Below are 21,216 nucleotides of genomic sequence, written 5' to 3'. Positions count from 1 at the left end.
CCGGAAGCGGGCGAAGCCGTTCCGGTCTGGCAGAGAGGCCGAACCGGTTTCAGCGCCGAGTTACGCCCTCAAGGCACTGCCTCAGGAAGGCTTCATGCGACGGCATCTCCGCGACCCGCCGCTCGATCCCCGCGCGGATGCCCGCCAGCCGCAGCTTCAGTTCGTCGTCCGAGAGAACGTCCGCCAACGGATGATAACCCTCCGGCACGAGCCCCTGCCCGTAGAGGATGGCGAACCAGTTGGTCTCGCGGAACAGCTCGTGGTTCTCCACCATCACCTCGCCGCGCGCCCGGAAACTCTCCAGCTTGGCCTGCAGGGTGTCCGGCATCGCCATGTCGCGGCAGTGCCGCCAGAACGGCGTGTCGTCGCGTGTGGACACCTTGTAGTGGGCGATGATGAAGTCGCGGACGCTCTCGTACTGCAGGTCCAGATCCCGATTGAACCGCTCCGCCAGTTCCGGCTCGTTGCGCGTCGTCGGGAACAGGGCCAGCAATTTCGATATGGCGGCCTGGATCAGATGGATGCTCGTCGACTCCAGCGGCTCGAGGAAGCCGCTCGACAGGCCGATGGCGACGCAGTTGGCGACCCAGCCCTTGCGCCGCCGCCCGGCGACGAAGCGCAGCACCCGCGGCTCCGCCTGCGCCGGCGCGTCCAGCCGCCGCATCAGCGCCGCCGTCGCCTCGTCCTCGCTGATGAAGGCGTCGCTGAACACATAGCCGTTGCCGGTCCGGTGCTGCAGCGGAATGCGCCACTGCCAGCCCGCCTCGACCGCCGTCGACCGCGTATAGGGCCCCGGATCCTCGACCCGGTCGCAGGGTACGGCCACGGCCCGGTTGGCCGGCAGCCAGTTCGTCCAGTCCTCGTAGCCCGCCTGCAGCGCCCCCTCGATCAGCAGGCCCCGGAAGCCGGAGCAGTCGACGAAGAAGTCCCCCCGGACGGTCGAGCCGTCGGCCAGGGTGACGCTCTCGATCAGCCCCGACTCCGGATGGCGGGCGACGGTGGAAATCTTCCCCTCCGTCCGCTTCACGCCCCGCTTCTCCGAGAACCGGCGCAGGTAGGCCGCATACAGACTGGCGTCGAACTGGAAGGCGTAGTTGATCTGCGGCTTGTCCGGCGTCTTCTGCGGCGTCCGCATGAATCGGCCCAGCCGCAACGCCTCCGCCTCGGCCACGAACCGGTGATTATCCGGATCGCCGCCCGCCGCCACCGCCCTCAGCCAGTAGTGGCTGAAGCCGACGCCGTTCATGTCCGCCCCGAACAGGCCGAACGGATGCATGTAGGTGTGCCCCGGCCGACCCCAGTCGACGAACTGGATGCCCAGTTTGAAGGTGGCGTTGGTCTCGCGGATGAACTCGTTCTCGTCGATCCCGAGCAGTTTGTTGAACAGCAGGATCGGCGGGATGGTCGCCTCGCCCACGCCCACCGTGCCGATCTCGTCCGACTCGACCAGGGTGATCGAATAGGTCTGGGTTCCGATCACCTTCGCCAGCGCCGCGGCGGTCATCCAGCCGGCCGTGCCGCCGCCGACGATGACGATGTCGCGGACCCGGGCCGGGCCGGTCATCGCGCCGCTCCGCCGAACTGACTTTCGACCTCCGGCATGGCGCGGACCTCCTCCGCTACCCGCGCCAGCAGTCCGCGGAATTTGGCCATCTGCTCCTCGACCGGCACACGGTCGACCAGCGGCGTATAGCTGCGCGGGATCAGGCCATGGCCGACGAAGATCGAGGTCCAGTTCTGCTCCTGGAACGACTCGTCGTCATAGATGGCGACCGTCCCCCGCGCCTCGAACAGGCGGAACCGTTCCGCCAGCCGCTCCGGCACAGGCACGTCGCGGGCGCGGTCCCAGAACGGCTCGTCGAAGCGCCGGTTGAGCGCATAGTGGGTCAGCTGAAAATCGCGGATGTTCCGCACATGCGAGGCGAAGCCGGCGTTGAACACCGGCGCCTCGGGCATCTGGTCCGCATCCACGGGGAACAGGGCGATCAGGTGCGACAGGCCTGTGTGGATCAGGTGCAGCAGGATGGCGTCCAGCGGCTCCAGCGCCACGGCGGCCCCCCCGATGGCGACGCAGTTGCCGACCCATCCAGGCCGAAGGCCGGGCGCGAACGGCTCGACCGTGACCTCACCGATGACAGGCCGTCCGCACAGTACCGGGATGGCCTGCGCCACATCCCGGTCGGACATCACCGAGGAGTCATAGACGGCGGTGATCGCCGTGCGGTCGCGCAGGGGAAACAGCCCCAGCCAACCGGCCGGGAAGGCCGCGATCTCGCTGTGGCCGGGCAGCGGCGTCAGCGCGGGCGCCGAGGCGACGAGAATCCGGTCGGCCCGGAACGCATCGCGCCAGCTTTCGAACTCTGCCCCGGGGCTGTCGCCGATCAGCACCGCCTCCGCGCCAGAGGCGTCGATGAACAGGTCCGCCGCGACCGTCAGCCCGTCGTCCAGCGTCACCGATACGATCCGATCGCCCTCGCGGCTGACCGCCTGCACCCCCGCGGCCCGGCCCTCGACGCCGGCAGACAAGGCGGCGCGGCGCAGCAGATCGACATAGCTCCGGCCGTCGAAATGCCAGCCGGGCGCGACCGGCGTCTCGACCTGCGTCCCGTCGGCCTCGACCGGTGACCGGCCCTGCCGCGCGGCGGCGGCGGCGAGCGAGAAATCCTCCAGTTCGACCTTCAGCCCCTCGGCCCGCGCCTTGACCCAGAACTGGAGGAAGTCGAGGTCCTCGATCGCCACCCGCTGGGTGTCGTAGCCGTGCACGAACGGCTTGCCCGCCCCCGACCAGTTGGAAAATCGCTGCCCCAGCACCGGCACGCCCGAGGTCGCCGCCAGCACCTCATGGTCATTCAGCCCCAGCAGGCCATGCAGCGCAGTCAGCGACGGCACGGCCGCATAAACGTCGGCGGGCCCGAGCAGCGACGGCAGCTCCACCACCCGGACCGTCACGCCCGTCCGTCCGAACGCCCGCTGCAGCGCCAGCGCCGTCAGCCAGGCCGCCGCGTCACGGCCGACGATCAGAACCTGTTCGACCTTGCGGCTCATGCCGGGACCATGTCGGCCGCGGCGCAATAGTCGCGCACGAAGGCGTCATGCATCGGCATGGCCTCGACCCGCTCCGACACCCGCCGTCGGATCGCCTCCAGGCCTGCCGTCACTGTTTCGAGCGGCAGATTGTCCGCCATCGGATGATAGCCTGTCGGCCTCATCCCCTGACCGACGAAGACGCTCAGCCAGCTGGGCGGCGAGAACAGGCCGTCGCGATACTGGGCGATGTGGCCGCGGTGTTCGAACAGCGCCATCCGGTCCCGCAGGGTGTCGGGGATATCCATTTCCCGGCAGTGCCGCCACAGCTCCGAATCCGTCCGGCTGGTGGCGTGGTAATGCAGGATCAGGAAGTCCCGCACCCGGTCGTACTCATTGTCGACGACACGGTTGAACCGCTCCGCCAGCGCCGGGTCGATCCGCGACCGCGGGAACAGCTTCAGCAGGTTCAGAATCGCCACCTGCGTCAGATAGATGCTGGTCGACTCCAGCGGTTCGAGGAAGCCGCTGGCCAGACCGATCGCGATGCAGTTCTTCGTCCAGGACGCCGTGCGCCGCCCTGACTTGAAGCGGATCGGCCGCGGCTCGGCCAGCGGCTTGCCGTCCAGATTGCCGAGCAACCGCGTCATTGCCTCGTCGTCGCTGATGAAGGCGCTGGAATAGACATAGCCGTTGCCGGTCCGGTGCTGCAGCGGGATGCGCCACTGCCATCCGGCCTCCAGCGCCGTCGACCGCGTATAGGGCGCGAAATCCTCCGACCGCTCCGTCGGCACCGCCAGCGCCCGGTCGCAGGGCAACCAGCGGGTCCAGTCCTCGAACGGCACGTTCAGCGCCTGACCAATGATCAGTCCACGGAATCCGGAGCAGTCGATGAACAGGTCGGCGGTGATGCGCTCGCCGGACTCCAGCGTGATCGAGGCCACATCCCCGGACTGCGGGTCCAGGGCGACGTCGTTGACCTTCCCCTCGATCCGCGTCAGCCCCCGCGCCTCGCACCACCCCCGCAGGTAGCGCGCATAGAGACTGGCGTCGAAGTGGTAGGCGTAGTTGTAGGTCGAGTTGATGGCCTCGGGATCGTCCACCGGGAAGTCGAACCGGTTCTTCCGGCAAGCTTCGATGGCGTAGGAATACTCGCCGATATCGGCGACCCTGCTCTGTTGGCCCGCCCGCACCCACTGATGGTGGAAGGCCACCCCGCCCATGGCCTTGCCGTGCGCGCCAAAGGGATGGACGTAGTTGGAGCCCTTGAAGCCCCAGTCGCGAAATTCGATGCCGATTTTGAAGGTCGCGTTGGTCTTCCGCATCATGTCGGATTCGACGATCCCGATCAGATCGTTGAACTCGCGCATCTGAGGCAGGGTGGCCTCGCCGACACCGACCGTGCCGATCTCGTCGGATTCGACCAGCCGCACCCGGCACTGATCGGGCTTCAGCACGCCGACCAGACCGGCCGCGCTCATCCAGCCTGCCGTGCCGCCGCCGACAATGACGACATCGAGCGGTCCGGTCACACCAGCGTCCTCACTGAACATTCACGACAGGCGACGCGGGAGGAGAGCTGTCACCCTCCTCCCGCGCTCTGATCGTCAGTAGCGGAAGCGGAACCCGAACACGAGGCGCCGGTCCGACTGCAGCCAGGCGTTCGGCGTCAGCGTGCCGCCTTCCGAGGCGTTGTTGACCTGCTGGAACAGCCGCGTCTCGGTGTTCAGCAGGTTGCTGCCCTGCAGGCTCAGCTCCAGCCGGTCGTTGACGGCGTAGCGGATCGATCCGTCGAGGAAGCCGGCGGCCTCCTGCCAGATCGGCAGATAGACGCAGCAGTCGACCGCGGTGACGAGGTAGTCCGAGCGCCAGTTGTAGGCCAGACGCGCGGCCCAGGGGCCCCACTCGTACATGCCGACCAGGTTGTACTGGTGATCGGACAGGCCCTCGAGCTTGTCGACCGTCAGCACCGTGCCGGCGCTGCCCGGCTGGGCCGTCTGACCGTCCGCGCCGCCGCTGGCGACCTTCAGGTTGGTGTTCGTGATGCCCTGGTTGTCGATGTAGGTGTAGTTCGCCTGCATCCCCAGCCCGGCCCACGGTCCGGGCAGGAAGTCGAAGAAGCGCTGGTAGGCGACCTCGATACCCCGGATCTTGGCGCCGTCGCCGTTCATCGGGCCGCGCACCCGGACCGTCCGCGTCACCCCGTTGTTGGTGACGTCCAGGTCGTAGGAGCCGTACTGGATGTAGTTGTCGAAGGTCTTGTAGAAGGCCGTGAAGGTCAGCGATCCGACCTCGGCGAAATAGTGCTCGAGGGCGAGGTCGAACTGGTCGGCCGTCGTCGGCTCCAGATACGGGTTGTAGGCGTTGGCCGTATAGGTCGGGTTGACCCCGGTAATGACCCCGCCGCCGCCGGTGACGTAGCGCGGATCCGTCGGATCGGTGCCCGGCAGGCTGGTCGAGATTTCGATGTAGTTCTTCAGCAGGCCGATGTCCGGCCGGGCCATGGCGCGCGACGCGGCGAACCGCAGCACCCAGTCCTCGCGGATGTCGAACTTGATGTTGAAGCTCGGCAGCCAGTTCCTGTGCTTCGACTCCGCCGTGCTCAACAGACCGCCGCCCGAGTTGAAGGCGATGTCGTCAGCCGACAGATAGCAGCCGATGCTGCCCGGAGTGCTCGGGACGCCGGGGATCGGCGGCACCGGATTACAGGCCAGCGTGCCGGGCGAGAACGGGACCGGATAGGACAGCGAACCGGTGCTGGTGTTCTCGGTCTCGACGTAGCGGAAGCCGATGTTGCCCGACACGGGCGTGCCGCCCAGCAGCGCGTTGTCGCCGCCGAAGCGCAGCATGGCGTAGGCCGCTTGCGTCTCTTCCTCGACATCGTTCAGTTCGTTGGCGCGGAAGCATCCGTCGACCTCGCCCGGACGATCGCAGATCGGCCGCCACTGGTCCTGTCCGACGCCGATGTTGTCGTAGCTCAGCAGGTCCGCGCCATGCGCGGCCAGCCGGTCCATGTCGAAGAAGACATAGGGGTTGGCGCCGCCGCCGAAGAAGCCGCCGCCCAGTTCCCGCGTCTCGTACAGGCCGGTCGGATAGCCATTGAAGGCTCCGTTCGGCGCCGTCCGGTCGATGTTCCAGTAGGCCGCCTGGCCGCTGCCGAGGTTCCAGTTGTTGGTGATGTTGCCCCAGTTATAGCCGCTGTACTTCACGGCCTGCTCGCGGTCGGCGTAGCGGACGCCGACGCGCAACGAGTTCAGCCAGTTGGTGTCGATGTCGTATTCGAGGTCCGCGCGGAGGGCGACTTCGTCACCCTCGCTGTCCTCGAGGTGATCCATGGCGTGGTTGTAGCGGTAGTTGTTGGCGTTGCTCAGACCGCCGGCCGACTGGCGGATATTGGTCGGAGCCGAGAAGGTCATCACCGGCCGGTCGCCGCTGGCGTCCAGCGTCATGTTGCCGAACGAATACTGGCCCACTTCGATGTCGTAGTTGTCGACCTCGGAGTGGATGAACTGGGCGTCGAAATTGGCGCGCAGCCGGTCGCTGATCGCCCAGCGCAGATTGACCGCCGCGTCCTCGGTCAGGTTGTTGGTTTCGTTGTACCGGGTCACCGCATTGATGTCGCCGCCGCGGGTCGGATTGGTGCAGGTCCCCTGCCAGGCATAGCAGGGCACCAGCATGTTCTGGCCCTGATCGTTGACCGCGATCTGCGTGGCCTCGGCGTCGGACGCGCCCCACCAGAAGGTGTCGGTCTGCTGGATGACCAGCGTGCCGTTCTGGAAATTGCCGTCGGAGTCGAAGGTGAAGCCCGGGGTGCCCTGGGCCGGAACCGGAATCCACTGCGCCCGCGGTCCGCCGGGGGAGTAGCTGAAGTCCGTCGGCAGGGCGAACATGTCGGCGTTGTAGCCAATGACGCCGCGCTCTCTCCACTGGTTGGTGAAGTCCGAACGGTTGTACTGGGCCGTGGCCATCAGCTTGCCGTCGGTGCTTTCCCACTGCGCCGCGAAGGCCAGGCCGTTGCGCTGGCGCTGGTATTCAGTGTCGCGGTAGCCGACGCTGGACGGGATGTACTGGGTGCCCGGACCGAACACGCCCTCGAAGATGCCCATCCGGCCGTACTGGATGGTCTGCGAGTTCGTGGTGACGTCCGAATAGGCGATGTTGGCCAGGAAGCCGAACTCACCCATGTCGGTGACCCAGCGATCCGAGAAGATGGCCGAGGCTTCCGGCGTGTATTCCTTGGAGATGTCGCCGTAGTTCACATTGGCGGACAGCTGCATCAGCCGGCCGGGCGAATCGAACGGCACGCGGGTGCGCAGGTTGATCGTGCCGGCGATGCCGCCCTCGATCAGTTCCGCCGTCTGGTTCTTGTAGGTGTCGACGCCCTGCATCAGCTCGGGCGAGATGTCGCCCCAGCTCAGCCCGCGCGAGGAGTTGGCGCTGAAGGTGTCGCGGCCGTTGTACTCGGACCGCACCTGCTGCAGGCCGCGGACCAGAACGCCCGAGGGCTCGGCCCCGAAGTGGGAGGTGTCGTCGCTGGCGGCGAACCGGTTGACGGTCACGCCCGGCACGCGTTGCAGCGCCTCGGCGACCGACTTGTCGGGGAAGGCCCCGATGTCGGTGGCGGTGATCGTATCCACGACCGTGTCGGCGTTACGCCGCAGCTCCTGCGAGGTTTCCAGCGCCCTGCGGGTGCCGGTGACGATAACCTCGTCGACCTGGGTGGCGTCCTCGCTCGGGTCCTGGGCGGGCGCATCCTGCGCCAGCGCGGTCGACGGGACGAAGGCGGCCGCGGCTGCCGCCGCCAGGATCACCATGGACGCGCTGTTGCGCAGCCCCGGCGTCATGCCTTTGCGTGAAGTCTTCATTCCTACCGCCTCCCAACAGCGGATGAGTGGGCCATGACAGCCCTGTCAATTTGACCGGCACGAGAGCCCCGAAGGGGGCCGATACGCACTTGAACGAAATCCCCCGCCACGGACCTTCTGCGAGGCCTCGCGCCGGAGGGCGATGAGCAGACAACGATGACAGCAGGTCGGCGACTTGGCCGGTCGATCCGGCGTTTGTCAGGTTCACCGTTGTGAACCCCTCCCCCTGTCCGCGTGTCCCGAACTTGCCACATTCCTAACCGGTACGGATCAATTCCCGCCAGTAGCTTTATGTAACAGGCCCAAAAGTCTCATTCGATCCGGCTCTTCTGTGTCGTAGTGAACACAACATGGGTCCGGTCAGGTGTCGGCCGCGGCTATCCAGTATCGAAGTTGACCTCGGGGAACGCTGACATGAACCAGCCGGGTTTGACGGCGGCCGGCGTCGCCGAGATGGGTTCCGTGACTTCGGAACACTTCCGGGACCATATCCTGGCGGCAGCCCGGCCCGTGGTGTTCCGCGGCCTCGTCGCCGGCTGGCCTGTCGTCCAGGCCGGCCGCGAGTCGCCGGAAGCCCTCGCCGCCTACATGAAACAGTTCGACCGGGGCTCCAGCGTCAACGCCATGTTCGGCCCTCCCGGCATCGGCGGCCGCTTCCACTACAACGACGATCTGAGCGGCTTCAACTTCCGGCGAGGGCCCGTCCGCGTCGGCGCGGCGATGGATCTGCTGCTGGAATACGCCCGCGAGGAGGCCCCCTCCTCCCTCGCCGTCCAGTCCGTGCCGGTCCGCGAGCACATGCCGGAGTTCGAGCGCGAGAACCGGATGCCGCTGCTGGGCGACGCCGTCGAGCCCCGGGTCTGGATCGGCAACGCCGTCACCGTCGCCGCCCATCACGACCCGTCCGAGAACATCGCCTGTGTCGCCGCCGGCCGCCGCCGCTTCACCCTGTTCCCGCCCGATCAGGTGGCCAATCTCTACATGGGTCCGTTCGAGCTGACCCCCGCCGGCCCCGCCGTCAGCATGGTCGATTTCGACGCCCCCGACTTCGAGCGCTTCCCCCGCTTCCGCACCGCCCTCGACCACAGCCTGACCGTCGACCTCGAACCGGGCGACGCCCTCTACATCCCCTATCTGTGGTGGCACCACGTCCGCTCGACCGAGCGAATGAACATGCTGGTCAACTACTGGTGGGCGCCCGCCGACCAGGGGCGTGGCCGTCCGGTGGACGCCCTGATGCACGCCATGCTCGCCGTCCGCGACCTGCACCCCGCGCACCGCGAGGCGTGGCGGATCATGTTCGACCACCATGTCTTCGAGCGGAACGGCGCCCCCGCCGACCACATTCCCGAGACCCGCCGCGGCGTCATGGGTCGGCTCGACGGCCCCACCATCAAGGCGGTGCGAACGGCGCTGGCGCGGACGCTCGGCCGGCCGTGAGGGCGCCTCTGTTCCTGCCCGCCCTGCTCGCCACGCTTCTCGCCGGGGCGGCCTCGGCCCAGACCGAGGCCCGGACCATGGCGGGCCTGCCGCTCGATGTCGTCGGCCGCCACGGCGCGAGCGCCCCCTTCGCCGAGCACGAGGCCGAGACCGCCTTCACCGACGGCGAGATCATCGGTCCCGACCGCACCTTCGGAACGCTGGCGGCCGAGGCCTCGGGTCGCCGCGCCGTCCGGCTCGACGCACCCGGCGAGTCCGTCGCCTTCATCCTCGACGCGCCCGCCGACGCCCTGACGGTCCGCTACAGCGTCCCCGACGCCGCCCCCTGCCGCTCGGGCGACACGACGCTGGCGGTCCTCATCGACGGACAGCCCGCCGGCCGCCTCCCGCTCACCCCCTGCTACGGCTGGTTCTACGGCGACTACCCCTTCACCAACGATCCGGCGGCCGGCGGCGCGCATCATTTCTACGACCACGCCCGCCTGCGTCTGGAGCGTCCCGCCCCCGTCGGAGCCCGGGTCGAACTCGTCTTCGAGACCGGTCCCGCGCCTTGGGTCGTCATCGACCTCGCCGACTTCGAGCTAGTCCCGCCGGCGAACACCCCGCCGCCCGGCGACCTCTCCGTCCTCGACTTCGGCGCCGACCCGACGGGCGTCGCCTCGTCCCGCGTCGCCATCCAGCGCGCTCTCGACCAAGGCCGCCGCTCCCGCCGCCCCGTCTGGCTCCCCGAGGGCCGCTTCCGCGTCGAGGGCCATCTCACCATAGACAAAGTCACTCTCGCCGGGGCCGGTCCCTGGCGCTCCATCCTGTTCGGCGACGGCGTCGGCCTCTACGGCCGCAAGGCCGCGGCGGGCGGCAGCCACGATGTCGTGCTGAAGGACCTCGCCATCGTCGGCGAGGTGATGGATCGCGACGACCACGCCCAGCTCAACGGCGTCGGCGGCGCGCTGAACCGGTCGCGCCTCTCCAACCTCTTCATCCAGCACACCAAGGTCGGCGTCTGGCTCGACGGCCCCATGTCCGATCTGACCGTCACCGGCCTGAGAATTCTCGACCAGACCGCCGACGGCCTCAACTTGCACGGTGGCGTCACAAACGCGGTCGTCGAGCAGTCCTTCGTCCGCAACACCGGCGACGACGGCCTCGCCGCCTGGTCGCACCGAACCCCGAACCGGAACATCGTCTACCGCGACAACACCATCGTCGCCCCGGTCCTCGCCAACGGCGTCGCCATCTACGGCGGCCGCGACATCACCGTTTCGAACACCCTGGTCGCCGACACCCTGACACGCGGCGGAGGCCTGCACCTCGGCGCCCGCTTCGACGCCACCGCCTTCGCAGGCAACATCTTTCTGAGCGACAACCTCGTAGCCCGCGCGGGCTCCATCGACCCTGTCTGGAACCACGGCGTCGGCGCGCTCTGGCTCTACGCCCTCGACCCTCCGATCACCGGAGCCCGCATTCGCATCGAGGAGACCACCATCCTCGACAGCACCGACGCCGCCTTCATGGTCCTCGGCAAGCCGATCCGTGGCCTCACCATCGACGGCGGCCAGATCACGGGTGGCGCCTCCGTCCTGCAGATCCGCGCCCCGGGAGAGGCGTCGGTCAGCAACATCGCCGCCGAGGAAATTCGGTCATCCGTCGACCGCCACCAGCCCGCCTTCGACCTTCATGACGGCGGCGGCAACGTCGGCTGGCAGCCAGAACCCTGAACGTTTGACAGCGCTGTCAGGCCAAGCTCTAGTGCCTCTCAGGAGACGCCCATGATCCGCCTGATCCTCGCCCTCACGTTGCTCTTCGCCACCCCGGCGCTGGCCCACACGCCGGTCGAGCGGCACGGCGCCCTTCGCGTCGACGGCGCCCGCATCGTCGACGAACATGGCGACCCGGTCGCACTCCACGGCATGTCCCTATTCTGGAGCCAGTGGCAGCCCCAGTTCTACAACGCCGACGCCGTCCACTGGCTGGCGACGGACTGGAACGTCACCGTCGTCCGCGCCGCCATGGCCGTCCACCACGACGGCTATATGGACAATCCCGAGCGGGAGATCGCAAAGGTCGAGGCGGTGATCGACGCCACGATCGCCGAGGGCATCTACGTCATCGTCGATTGGCACGCCCACCTGCCGGAGCCCGAGGCAGCCGCCGCCTTCTTCGCCCGCATTGCCGCCAAATATGGCGACCGCCCCAACGTGATCTACGAGACCTACAACGAGCCGCTGAACATCCATGGCTGGGCCGAGGTGGTGAAGCCCTACCATATGGCCGTCATCCCCGGCATCCGGGCCGTCGACCCCGACAATCTGATCGTCGCTGGCACCCCCACCTGGTCGCAGGACGTCGACATCGCCGCCGCCGATCCCCTGCCCTTCAACAACGTCGCCTACACCCTGCATTTCTACGCCGGCACCCACCGACAGGAACTGCGCGACAAGGCGCAGAAGGCCATGGACCTCGGCGCCGCCCTGTTCGTCACCGAATGGGGCTCGACCCCGGCGACCGGCGACGGCCCCATGGACGTGGCCGAGACCCGGCTGTGGTGGGACTTCGTTCAGGCTCACGGCCTCAGCGACCTGAACTGGTCGATCACGGACAAGCAGGAAACCTCGGCCGCCCTGCTGCCCGGCGCCTCCGGGACCGGCGGCTGGACCGACGCCGTGATCAGCCCCTCGGGCCATTTCGTCCGCGAACGGCTGCGCACGCTGAACCCCGCTGCGCATCACTGACGGCTGGCGTCAGCGCACCCGGCGGATCCGCATCACGATCAGCGCGCCGGCCAACCCGAACAGGCTCGACGCGGCGAACAGCCATGGCAGGCCGCGCCCCGCCTCCGCCAGCAGCAACAGCCCCAGCAGCGGCGCGATGACCTGCGGCACGGTGATTGCCACGTTCATCAGACCCAGGTCGCGGCCGGCGCGGTTCCGGTCCGGCAGCACCTCGGCCACCAGCGCAATGTCGACGGTCGAATAGAGGCCGAGCCCCGCCCCGAACAGGATCTGCGCCGCCAGCGGACCGGGCCATTCCGGCGCCAGCGCCATCAACCCCGCGCCCGCCGCCATGGCCAGCCCGCCCGCCATGACGAACACCCGTCGCCGCCCCAGCCGGTCCGACAGCACGCCCCCCGCCATCCCCGCCGCCAGCGCCGCCAGCGTCCCCGCCGCCAGCAGCCAGCCGAGAATCGACTCCGGCGATCGCCCCGCGAACCGGTCACCGAAGACGGCGACCTCCTGCAGATAGAACAGCAGATAGAGGACGTTCAGCGTCATCGTCACCTGCACGAACAGGCGCGACAGGAAGGCCATCAGATAGTCGTGGTCCCGCAGCGCAACGAAGGAGATCAGCGGCCCTCGCTCGCCCGCCGGCGATCCCGCCTTCGGCTCGCGCACCCAGAGGGCGAACGGCAGGATCAGCAGCAGGATGGCCGCGGCGACGACGCCGAACCGGCTCCCCAGTCCGGTCAGCAGCACCGCCACGCCGAACCCCGCGAACAGACCAGCGGCAGGCGGCGCCAGTCCGGCCAGCGCCGACACCAGCCCCTTCTGCCGGTCCGGCACCATGTCCGGCAGGATCGCGTTCAGCGGCCCGAACATGATGTTCACCGTCAGCTGGAACAGCAGGAACCCTGCCAGCAGGGCGACCATGGAATCCGCCGCGAACACCAGTCCGTGCGCGGCCACGACCGCCAGCGTCCCGACGACGATCCACGGCCGCCGCCGGCCGAACCGCCCGCGCGTGCCGTCGCTCAGCGCCCCGGCGGCCAGATTGGCGAGGCCCGCCGCCAGCGCGCCCCACAGACTGACCTGACTGAGCAGAATGGCCTTGCCGGCCGGATCGATCGCCCCCGCTTTCAGCGGCAGCAGGATGTTGAGCATCGGCACGAAGGCGATGAAGCCGCCGATCTGCGCCAAGGCGTACAGGCCCATGAAGACGCGGCTGACCGGCGACGGTTGCCGCGTCTCTCCCTCGGTGTTCGCGGCGCGCTCCATCCGTCAGGTGTCACCGCGACGGCGGCCGGACGCAAGCGCCCTCGCGGGCGACCTCGTCAGATCATCGGACGGCCGCCGGGCAGACCGCGTCGCCCTCGTTCGAGGCCAGCGCCACCTCTGACACCGAGATCGTCAGCGCGCCCGTCGAGATCAGCTGGAACGGCCGGTCGATGGCCGCCACGTCGGACCCGGCGTCACGGAAGCAGGACAGCCGCACCTTGATGGTGCGCCACTCGCCCATCGGCGCCGCACGCAGCGTCGGCGTCAGATCGACTTGGCCGGGGCCAGCGGCCAGCAGCACCGTCCCCTGCGGCGCCGCATCGACGCGATAGCGGAAGCCCAGCGCCATCTCGCCATTGGTCTGGCGGGTCAGGTCGACCGCCCCGCCCCAGATCAGCGCCCGCTCAGCGTCTCCGCCCGAGAAGGCGAAGCGGCGTCCGCTCTCCTGCGCCAGATCGTCGACCACCGTCATGGTCACCCCGCCGCGCGGGCTGGCGACGTTCTTCTCGGCCCCGACCCGCGTCTGGCCGCCGCTGTCCTCAAGCGCCAGCGACCACGGCGGCACCACACGCCCGTCGACCAGATAATTGGCCACGCTCGACGCCGAGGCCGCGACGCCGCTGTCTTCCGACAGGGTCCCGACCGCCGCCGGCGCCGCGTAGCTCAGGCCGTAGCCATAGGCGAACTGCGGATCGTAGCCGGGCTCGCCGCGGTTCAACGGCTGGCCCCCGGCGTCCTTCGGCCATGAGAAGCCCAGCTTCCCGGAGAAGTCGTGTCGCGGCGCACCGGCCGCGTCGCCGACCAGCACATCCGCCACCCCGCCGCCTTCCGAGCCCGGCAGCCAGGCCGCCACGAAGGCGTCGGAGGCGTTGATCTCCGGATTGGTCCACATCGGCCGGCCCGACAGGAAGACCGCCACCGTCGGCACCCCCGCCGCGCGCAGCCGCTTCAGCGCCGCCAGCGGCTCCTCCGGCACGAAGTCGAGCGTCTCCACATCGCCCTGGAACTCGGCGTAAGGCGTTTCGCCGAACACCACGATGGCCACGTCCGGCTTGTCCGAGAACGAGCCGTCGGCGCTCAGCACGGCCTCGCCGCCCGCGCCCTCGATCGCCGTCTCGATGCCCGCCCAGATCGACTCGCCGTTGGGGAAGTCAGCGTTGCTGTTGCCCGTCCCCTGCCACGTCAGGGTCCAGCCGCCCGCGGCCTGTCCGATGTCGTCCGCCGCCGTCCCGGCGACCAGAACGCGCGCCCCGGCCCGGATCGGCAGCACCCCGCCCTCGTTCTTCAGCAGGACCAGCGACTTGCGCACGGCCTCGCGCGCCAGCGCCCGGTGCTCCGCCGATCCCAGATGCTCGAACCGTCCCTCGACCGGCCGCGCCTCGCCGAACAGCCCGGCCTTGACCTTGGCGCGCAGGATCCGGCGCACGGCCTCGTCCAGCCGCGCCATCGGGATCTCGCCCGAGCGCGCCTGGGCCAGCGTATTGTCGTAAAGCGGCCGCCAGCTGTCGGGCGCCATGAACATGTCGATGCCCGCTGTGAAGGCCGTCGGGCAGCTCTCGTTGGAACAGCCCGGCAGTTGCCCGTGCGCGTTCCAGTCCGACACCACGAAGCCGGTGAAGCCCAGCGGCCCGCGCAGCACGTCGGTCAGGATCGTCGGATTGCCCGAATGCTTGACCCCGTTCCAGCTCGAGAAGCTGGCCATGATCGACAGCACGCCCGCGTCGATCGCCTGCGGATAGCCGCTCAGATGGACGTCGATCAGCTCGCGTTCCGACCCGCTGAAATCGCCCTGGTCCTTGCCGTTGTCGGTCCCGCCGTCGGCGAGGAAATGCTTGGCCGATCCGGCGATATGCCCCGGCGTCAGCGAGCCGTTGACGGTCAGCTCGCCCTGCAGGCCCAGCGTCATCGGCCCGGCATAGGTCCGCGCCACCTCCGGGTCTTCGGCATAGCCCTCATAGGCCCGGCCCCAGCGGTCGTCGCGCGGCACCGCCAGCGTCGGCCCGAAGGTCCAGTCGGCGCCCGTGACCGCCACCTCCAGCGCCGTCGCCTCGCCGATCCGCCGGATCAAGTCCGGGTCGCGCGCCGCGCCCAGTCCAATGTTGTGCGGAAAGACCGTGGCTCCGACGACGTTGTTGTGCCCGTGCACCGCGTCGATGCCGTAGATCAGCGGGATCGCCGTCCCGGGCCGCCGCGCATTGGCTTCCCGGAAGGCTCGCGCCAGATCGACCCAGGCCTGCGGCGTGGACCGCTCGTTGCCCGCCGGCGACGAGTTGCCGCCCGCCAGGATCGAGCCCAGCGGATAGGTCAGCAGTTCTTCCGGCTTGATCGCCGAAATGTCCGCCTGGATGGTCTGCCCAACCTTCTCCTCCAGCGTCATCCGGCTCATCAGCTCGGTGACGAAGGCTTCCGTCCGCGCATCGCTCAGCGCCGCCGGCGAGGCCGCGTGCGGCCAGTGCGAGACATCCGCCCGAGCCTCCGCCGGAACGTCCGGACGGGCCTGCGCCACGGCGGCGCCCGCCACCCCGGAGATGGCGAACGCGAGGGCCAGAAGCGAAACGGTGCTGCGCATGGGATGCCTCTACAGGAAAAAATCCGCGGCAGGGTGAGCCGCCGCGGACAGGTCGCTCAGGAAGTCCGCCAGACGAAAACGCCGCCTCGCCCGACTATAGCGCCCCCGTTTGACAGCGCTGTCAACCCGCAGCCTGATCGTCAGGCCAGCGGGCCGGTCGAACCCCGCACCATCAGCTGATACGGCACCGTCTCTTCGTTCAGATCGCTTGACCGGGGCATCTCCCCCCGCAGCGTCGGCACCAGCCGCCGCGCCGCCGCCGCCGCCATCTCGGCCACCGGCTGACGGATCGTCGTGAGCGCCGGGGTGCTGAACAGGGCGCTCGGCGTGTCGTCGAAACCCGCGACGGACAGCGCGCCCGGCACGCTCAGTCCCGCCGCCGCCGCGCCCTGCAACGCTCCCAGCGCCATGTCGTCATTGGCCGCGAAAACCGCGGTCGGCCGCTCCGCCAGGGCCAGCAGCCGCTCCACGCCCTGCAGCCCGGACTGGAAGGTGAAATCCCCCTCGAGGATCAGGCTCTCGTCCACCGCCAGCCCGTGCTTGCGCAGCGCCGCCTCGAACCCCTCGCGCCGCAGCCGGCTCGCCGAATAGGCCGACGGCCCCGCGATATGCGCCAGCCGCCGGTGCCCCAGTTCGATCAGATGGCGGGTGATGTCCTCCGCCGCCTGCCGCTCATCCATGCGGATGCGCACGCCGCGGTCCAGATCCCGCTCCGGGCCGATCCGCGCATAGGCCACGCCCGCCTCGTCCAGCACATCCAGCACCACCGGGTGATCCGAGTTCGGCGGCGTCAGCACCACCCCCTCGGGCCGGATCGCCGCCAGCATGGCCGACAGGTCGCGCCGGAGAGTCGCGGCCCCGTAATCCACCAGCTCGACCATCAGATAATAGTCCGCCTGCCGGCACTCCATCAGCAGGCCCAGCTCCAGCCGGCTCAGATAGTCGTTGCCGCGCCCGCTGCGCCAATGCTCGATGGTCAGGGCCTCGTCGACCATGGCGATGATGATCGAGGACGACGACCCCGCCAGCGACCGCGCCGACAGGTTCCGGCGATAGCCCAGCTCCGCCACCGCCGTGTTGACGCTCTCGCGCAGGGCCGGGCTGACATTGGCCTCGCCGTTCAGCACGCGTGACACCGACTTGATCGAGACGCCCGCCCGGGCCGCCACGTCATAGATCGTCACACCCGCCGCCATTCCGCTCATCCCGCCACGCCCGTCACCCCGCCTTCGCATCTGTCGGGCGGCATGGCAACGCGGCGCTTGTCAGCCCCGCACGACCTCGCCGCCTTCCTTGACGAAGGTCTCCGGTGTCCGGTCCAGCAGGTCCAGCACCCGCTCCGACGGCCGGCACAGGGCCGCGCCCTTCGGCGTGCTGACGATCGGCCGGTTCACCAGCACAGGGTGCTCGGCCATGGCGCTGAGGATGGCGTCGTCGCCCGCCTCCAACAGCCCCAGTTCCACCGCCAGAGGCTCCTTCCCGCGCAGCGCCTCGCGCGGCGTCAGCCCCGCCCGTTCGAACAGCGCCCTAAGCTGCCCCGCGTCCCAGCCGGCCTTCAGATACTCCACTACCTCGGGCCGGTAGCCCGCCGCCTCGACCATCCCCAGCACGTTGCGCGAGGTGCCGCAGGCGGGGTTGTGAAAAACGGTGACGGGAAAGTCGCTCATGGTTCGCTCTGCCAAGGTGCGCCGGGACGGGCTCACTTCACGTTTCGCCGCCGCTATTTCAAGGCCCGGTGGTTGCGTCGGCGGCCCTGCGTCCGCATCTGGCCCCGGATGACCTCCCCCGCCTCTCCCGCGCCCGCTCCCGTCGTCAAAGGCCCCGGCTTCCCCGAGTTCGTCGCCCTGATCGCCATGATGATGGCGCTCAACGCCCTCGCCATTGACGCCATGCTGCCGGCCCTGCCCGCCATCGGCGAGGCCCTGAACGTCGTGTCCGAGAACAGCCGGCAGTGGATCATCACCGCCTATCTGCTCGGCTTCGGCGTGGCCCAGCTGATCTACGGCCCCCTCGCCGACCGCTACGGCCGCAAGCCGGTGCTGATGATCGGCCTGTCGCTCTATGTCCTGTTCAGCGTCCTCGCCGCCTTCGCTGCGAGCTTCGAGCTGCTGATCGCCGCCCGCGTCGGCACCGGCCTCGGCGCCGCGGCCCTGCGCGTACTGGCCGTCTCCATCGTGCGCGACCGCTACAGCGGCCGGACCATGGCCCGCGTGATGTCGCTGAGCTTCCTCGTCTTCCTCGGCATTCCGATCATCGCCCCGACGCTGGGCCAGCTGATCCTGACCGTCGCCCCCTGGCCGTGGATCTTCGGCGTCCTCGCCCTGGCCGGCGGCGCCTTCATGCTGTGGGCCGCCATCCGCCTGCCCGAGACCCTGCACGCCGAGGACCGCATGCCGATCCAGGTCGGCCGCATCGTCTCCGCCTTCCGTCAGGCCGTCACCAACCGCCAGTCCATTGGCTACACCCTCGCCATGACCTGCATCACCGGGGCGCTGTTCGGCTTCATCAACTCCAGCCAGCAGATCTTCTACGACGTGTTCGAAGCCCCCCGGCTGTTCACAACCGTCTTCGCCATGGTGGCCGGCGGCATCGCCGTCGCCTCACTGCTGAACGCCCGGCTGGTCGAGAAGCTCGGCTCGCGGCTGATCTCCCACTCGGCCCTGCTCGGCTTCATCACCATGGCCGCCATCCATTCGGCCGTGACCCTCAGCGGCTATGAGACCATCTGGACCTTCGCCGTCCTGCAGGGCCTGACCATGTTCTGCTTCGGCCTGATCGCCGGCAATTTCGGCTCCATGGCCATGGAGCCGATGGGCCATATCGCCGGCACCGCCTCTTCGGCCCAAGGCTTTGTCTCGACCACCATCGGCTCGACGCTCGGCTTCCTGATCGGCCAGCAGTTCAACGGCTCGGTCGCGCCCATGGCCCTCGGCATGATGACCATGGGCCTCGCCGCCCTCGTCTTCGTGCTGGTCGCGGAGCGCGGTCGACTGTTCAAGGCGCGGAACCTCCAGCCGGTCGCGACCGTAAGCTGATCCGGGGGGTTGATCTTTCCGGCCCGCCGAGGCGTTCTCCGCGCACACTCGCAAAGGACGCCCCGATGATCCGCAAGATCGGCCTCGTATCCGCCCTCGCCCTCGCCGCCGCTCTCGGAGGCTGCGCCGCCATGAACACGTCCGGATCGGACATGCCGCCCGTGCCTGCCTCGGCCATGACCGCGGTCGACTATGTCCGCGACATCCACTCCTACGCCCGGCCCGAGATCGCGCGGGTGAAGCACGTCGCCCTCGACCTGACCGCCGACTTCCAGTCGAAGACCCTCTCCGGAACGGCCGCCCTCGACATCACCGCCGAGCCCGGCGCCAACGAGATCGTCCTCGACGTCCGCAACCTCGACATCCAGGACGTCCGCGACGGCCAGGGCCAGCCGCTCCAGTTCGAGACCGGCCCCAATGACCCGATCCTCGGCCAGCCGCTGACCATCCGCTTCCCCGCCTTCGCCCCGGGCGAACAGCGTCGCATCGTCATCCGCTACGCCACCCGTCCCGACGCCGCCGCCCTCCAGTGGCTCACTCCAGCCCAGACCGCCGGCGGCCAGAAGCCCTATATGTTCAGCCAGGGCCAGGCGATCCTGACCCGCACTTGGGTTCCGACCCAGGACAGCCCCGGCATCCGTCAGACCTGGGACGCCCGCATCGTCGCGCCGTCCGACCTCAAGGTGGTGATGAGCGCCGAGTCCGTTGGCGGCGCCGAGCCCGCCTCGGGCGGCCAGACGGCATGGCGCTTCCGCATGACCAATCCGGTCCCGCCCTATCTGATCGCGGTCGGCGTCGGCGACGTCGCCTTCCAGTCCATCGACGAGCGCACCGGCGTCTGGACCGAGCCGTCGATGCTGCGCGCCGCCCATGACGAACTGACGCCGACCGCCGGCATGGTCGACGCCGCCGAGCAGCTCTACGGCCCCTATCGCTGGGGCCGCTACGACCTGCTCGTCCTGCCGCCCTCCTTCCCGTTCGGCGGGATGGAGAATCCGCGCCTGACCTTCGCCACCCCGACCATCGTCGCCGGCGACCAGTCGCTGGTCTCGCTCGTCGCGCATGAGCTGGCGCACAGCTGGTCGGGCAATCTGGTCACCAACGCCACCTGGTCCGACTTCTGGCTCAACGAGGGCTTCACCGTCTATTTCGAGAACCGGATCATGGAGCGGCTCTACGGCCGAGACCGGGCCCTGATGCTCCAGTCGCTCGGCTGGGGCGACCTGCAGTCGACCCTCGCCGACCTGCCCGCCGCCGACACGAAGCTGAAGATCAATCTCGACGGCCGCGACCCCGACGAAGGCCTGACCGACATCGCCTATGAAAAGGGCGCCGCCTTCCTGCGCACCATCGAACGCATCGTCGGCCGCGAGAAGTTCGACGCCTGGCTCAAGGGCTATTTCGAGCGCAACGCCTTCCGCCCGATGACCACCGAACGCTTCCTCGAGGACATCCGCGCCCACCTCGTCACGACGCAGGCCCTCGAGGACCAGCTCATGATGGACGCCTGGATCTACCAGCCGGGCATGCCGTCCAACTGGGTGCCGCCGGTCTCCACCGCCTTCGTCCCGGTCGACGCCGCCGCCCGCGCCTTCTACGCCGACAAGGGACCGGCCTCGGCCATCCCGTGGTCGGGCTGGTCGACGCAGGAGCGCCAGCGCTTCCTGGCCTGGCGTCCCGAGGGTCTGCGCGCAGGCGCCGACTGGCTCACCGACGCCCAGCTCGCCGATCTGGAGGCGTCCCTGAACCTGCGCGAGGAAGGCAATTCGGAACTGGTCTTCGCCTGGCTCCAGATCGCCGTAGCCCACCGCTACCAGCCGGCCCTGCCGACGCTGGAGCATTTCCTCACCACCCAGGGCCGCCGCAAATTCGTCCTGCCCCTGTTCACCAGCCTCTGGGCCGAAGGCGACTGGGGCCGCCCCATCGCCCGCCGCATCTACGCCCAGGCCCGCCCCGGCTACCACCCGGTCACCACCAACTCCGTCGATGCGGTGGTGGGACGGCCGAACTAAGCCTCCCTTCTCCCCTTGCGGGAGAAGGTGCCCCGGAGGGGCGGATGAGGGGTGAGACACTCACGCATCCGGAAAGCCGCTGATCGTCACGCAGCGCGACTGAAGGACAAAGCCCCCTCATCCGGGCCTCCGGCCCACCTTCTCCCTCGAGGGGAGAAGGAAGAGATTGCTGCGCTGCAAATCCGGCCTCTGTCTCCATACTTTGAACAGCCAACACGCTGTAATCGAGTGCTTTCACCACTTTCCCAGCGTCACGAACGCGCCATAGGAGAGCGCCGGCGC

General features: G+C 68.9%; 13 protein-coding genes. 5 read left to right on the top strand and 8 right to left on the bottom strand.

What is annotated here, in order from left to right; translation table 11 throughout:
• Positions 1-49: 49 nt before the first annotated feature.
• The 4 genes from GGQ87_RS07515 to GGQ87_RS07500 all read right to left on the bottom strand — a co-directional run bounded on the left by GGQ87_RS07515 (position 50) and on the right by GGQ87_RS07500 (position 7,889).
• Positions 50-1,564: a tryptophan halogenase family protein gene (locus GGQ87_RS07515; RefSeq protein ID WP_168046155.1), complete on the bottom strand. Its 1,515-nt coding sequence runs from the start codon at positions 1,562-1,564 to the stop codon at positions 50-52.
• Positions 1,561-3,045, bottom strand: a complete 1,485-nt coding sequence (locus tag GGQ87_RS07510) for a tryptophan 7-halogenase (RefSeq protein WP_168046153.1) — start codon at positions 3,043-3,045, stop codon at positions 1,561-1,563. The genes GGQ87_RS07515 and GGQ87_RS07510 overlap by 4 nt, the downstream gene beginning before the upstream one ends.
• The gene (locus tag GGQ87_RS07505) at positions 3,042-4,556 is read right to left on the bottom strand and encodes a tryptophan halogenase family protein (protein ID WP_342448326.1); all 1,515 of its coding nucleotides are present in this window, start codon (positions 4,554-4,556) and stop codon (positions 3,042-3,044) included. The genes GGQ87_RS07510 and GGQ87_RS07505 overlap by 4 nt, the downstream gene beginning before the upstream one ends.
• A gap of 75 nt (positions 4,557-4,631) precedes the next feature.
• The gene (locus GGQ87_RS07500; protein ID WP_168046149.1) at positions 4,632-7,889 is read right to left on the bottom strand and encodes a TonB-dependent receptor; all 3,258 of its coding nucleotides are present in this window, start codon (positions 7,887-7,889) and stop codon (positions 4,632-4,634) included.
• Positions 7,890-8,303: 414 nt separating this feature from the next.
• Between GGQ87_RS07500 and GGQ87_RS07495 the strand changes: the two genes are divergently transcribed.
• Genes GGQ87_RS07495 through GGQ87_RS07485 form a run of 3 tightly spaced genes read left to right on the top strand, consistent with a single transcriptional unit; the run spans position 8,304 to position 12,058 of the window.
• Entirely contained in the window at positions 8,304-9,329 is a 1,026-nt protein-coding gene (locus GGQ87_RS07495; protein ID WP_168046147.1) for a cupin-like domain-containing protein, read from the top strand.
• Positions 9,326-11,044: a glycosyl hydrolase family 28-related protein gene (locus GGQ87_RS07490; protein WP_168046145.1), complete on the top strand. Its 1,719-nt coding sequence runs from the start codon at positions 9,326-9,328 to the stop codon at positions 11,042-11,044. Before GGQ87_RS07495 ends, GGQ87_RS07490 begins: the two co-directional genes overlap by 4 nt.
• A 51-nt stretch (positions 11,045-11,095) precedes the next feature.
• Positions 11,096-12,058: a glycoside hydrolase family 5 protein gene (locus tag GGQ87_RS07485; protein WP_168046143.1), complete on the top strand. Its 963-nt coding sequence runs from the start codon at positions 11,096-11,098 to the stop codon at positions 12,056-12,058.
• Between the two features lie 9 nt (positions 12,059-12,067).
• On the opposite strand, the gene GGQ87_RS07480 is transcribed toward GGQ87_RS07485, so the two are convergent.
• The 4 genes from GGQ87_RS07480 to arsC form a co-directional block, all read right to left on the bottom strand.
• Positions 12,068-13,318 (bottom strand): MFS transporter, encoded by a 1,251-nt coding sequence (locus GGQ87_RS07480; RefSeq protein WP_168046141.1) that lies wholly within the window; start codon positions 13,316-13,318, stop codon positions 12,068-12,070.
• Positions 13,319-13,379: 61 nt separating this feature from the next.
• Positions 13,380-15,887 carry a glycoside hydrolase family 3 protein gene (locus GGQ87_RS07475; protein ID WP_168046139.1) on the bottom strand — a complete coding sequence of 836 codons (2,508 nt, stop codon included), beginning with the start codon at positions 15,885-15,887 and terminating at the stop codon, positions 13,380-13,382.
• Positions 15,888-16,027: 140 nt separating this feature from the next.
• Positions 16,028-17,092, bottom strand: a complete 1,065-nt coding sequence (locus tag GGQ87_RS07470) for a LacI family DNA-binding transcriptional regulator (RefSeq protein ID WP_245161431.1) — start codon at positions 17,090-17,092, stop codon at positions 16,028-16,030.
• Positions 17,093-17,152: 60 nt separating this feature from the next.
• Positions 17,153-17,554: an arsenate reductase (glutaredoxin) gene (gene arsC, locus GGQ87_RS07465; RefSeq protein WP_168046137.1), complete on the bottom strand. Its 402-nt coding sequence runs from the start codon at positions 17,552-17,554 to the stop codon at positions 17,153-17,155.
• A 108-nt stretch (positions 17,555-17,662) separates the two neighbouring features.
• Here arsC and GGQ87_RS07460 point away from each other — a divergent pair, with 108 nt between their 5' ends.
• The gene (locus GGQ87_RS07460) at positions 17,663-18,922 is read left to right on the top strand and encodes a multidrug effflux MFS transporter (protein WP_168046135.1); all 1,260 of its coding nucleotides are present in this window, start codon (positions 17,663-17,665) and stop codon (positions 18,920-18,922) included.
• 65 nt (positions 18,923-18,987) lie between these two features.
• Complete coding sequence (locus GGQ87_RS07455; protein WP_168046133.1) at positions 18,988-20,934, top strand: M1 family metallopeptidase; 1,947 nt, start codon at positions 18,988-18,990, stop codon at positions 20,932-20,934.
• Positions 20,935-21,216: the final 282 nt, after the last annotated feature.

It is taken from the genome of Brevundimonas alba (genome assembly GCF_011927945.1).
GTDB lineage: Bacteria > Pseudomonadota > Alphaproteobacteria > Caulobacterales > Caulobacteraceae > Brevundimonas > Brevundimonas alba.
The sequence above is the reverse complement of the archived record's forward strand: the minus strand, read 5'-3'. Positions and strand labels throughout refer to the sequence as shown.

Excerpts from the sequence above, each read along its gene's own strand:
- arsC (WP_168046137.1), bottom strand. The coding sequence starts at position 17,554 with ATGAGCGACTTTCCCGTCACCGTTTTTCACAACCCCGCCTGCGGCACC.
- GGQ87_RS07455 (WP_168046133.1), top strand. The coding sequence starts at position 18,988 with ATGATCCGCAAGATCGGCCTCGTATCCGCCCTCGCCCTCGCCGCCGCT.
- GGQ87_RS07480 (WP_168046141.1), bottom strand. The coding sequence starts at position 13,318 with ATGGAGCGCGCCGCGAACACCGAGGGAGAGACGCGGCAACCGTCGCCG.
- GGQ87_RS07485 (WP_168046143.1), top strand. The coding sequence starts at position 11,096 with ATGATCCGCCTGATCCTCGCCCTCACGTTGCTCTTCGCCACCCCGGCG.
- GGQ87_RS07475 (WP_168046139.1), bottom strand. The coding sequence starts at position 15,887 with ATGCGCAGCACCGTTTCGCTTCTGGCCCTCGCGTTCGCCATCTCCGGG.
- GGQ87_RS07470 (WP_245161431.1), bottom strand. The coding sequence starts at position 17,092 with ATGAGCGGAATGGCGGCGGGTGTGACGATCTATGACGTGGCGGCCCGG.
- GGQ87_RS07495 (WP_168046147.1), top strand. The coding sequence starts at position 8,304 with ATGAACCAGCCGGGTTTGACGGCGGCCGGCGTCGCCGAGATGGGTTCC.
- GGQ87_RS07515 (WP_168046155.1), bottom strand. The coding sequence starts at position 1,564 with ATGACCGGCCCGGCCCGGGTCCGCGACATCGTCATCGTCGGCGGCGGC.
- GGQ87_RS07500 (WP_168046149.1), bottom strand. The coding sequence starts at position 7,889 with ATGAAGACTTCACGCAAAGGCATGACGCCGGGGCTGCGCAACAGCGCG.
- GGQ87_RS07510 (WP_168046153.1), bottom strand. The coding sequence starts at position 3,045 with ATGAGCCGCAAGGTCGAACAGGTTCTGATCGTCGGCCGTGACGCGGCG.
- GGQ87_RS07460 (WP_168046135.1), top strand. The coding sequence starts at position 17,663 with ATGACCTCCCCCGCCTCTCCCGCGCCCGCTCCCGTCGTCAAAGGCCCC.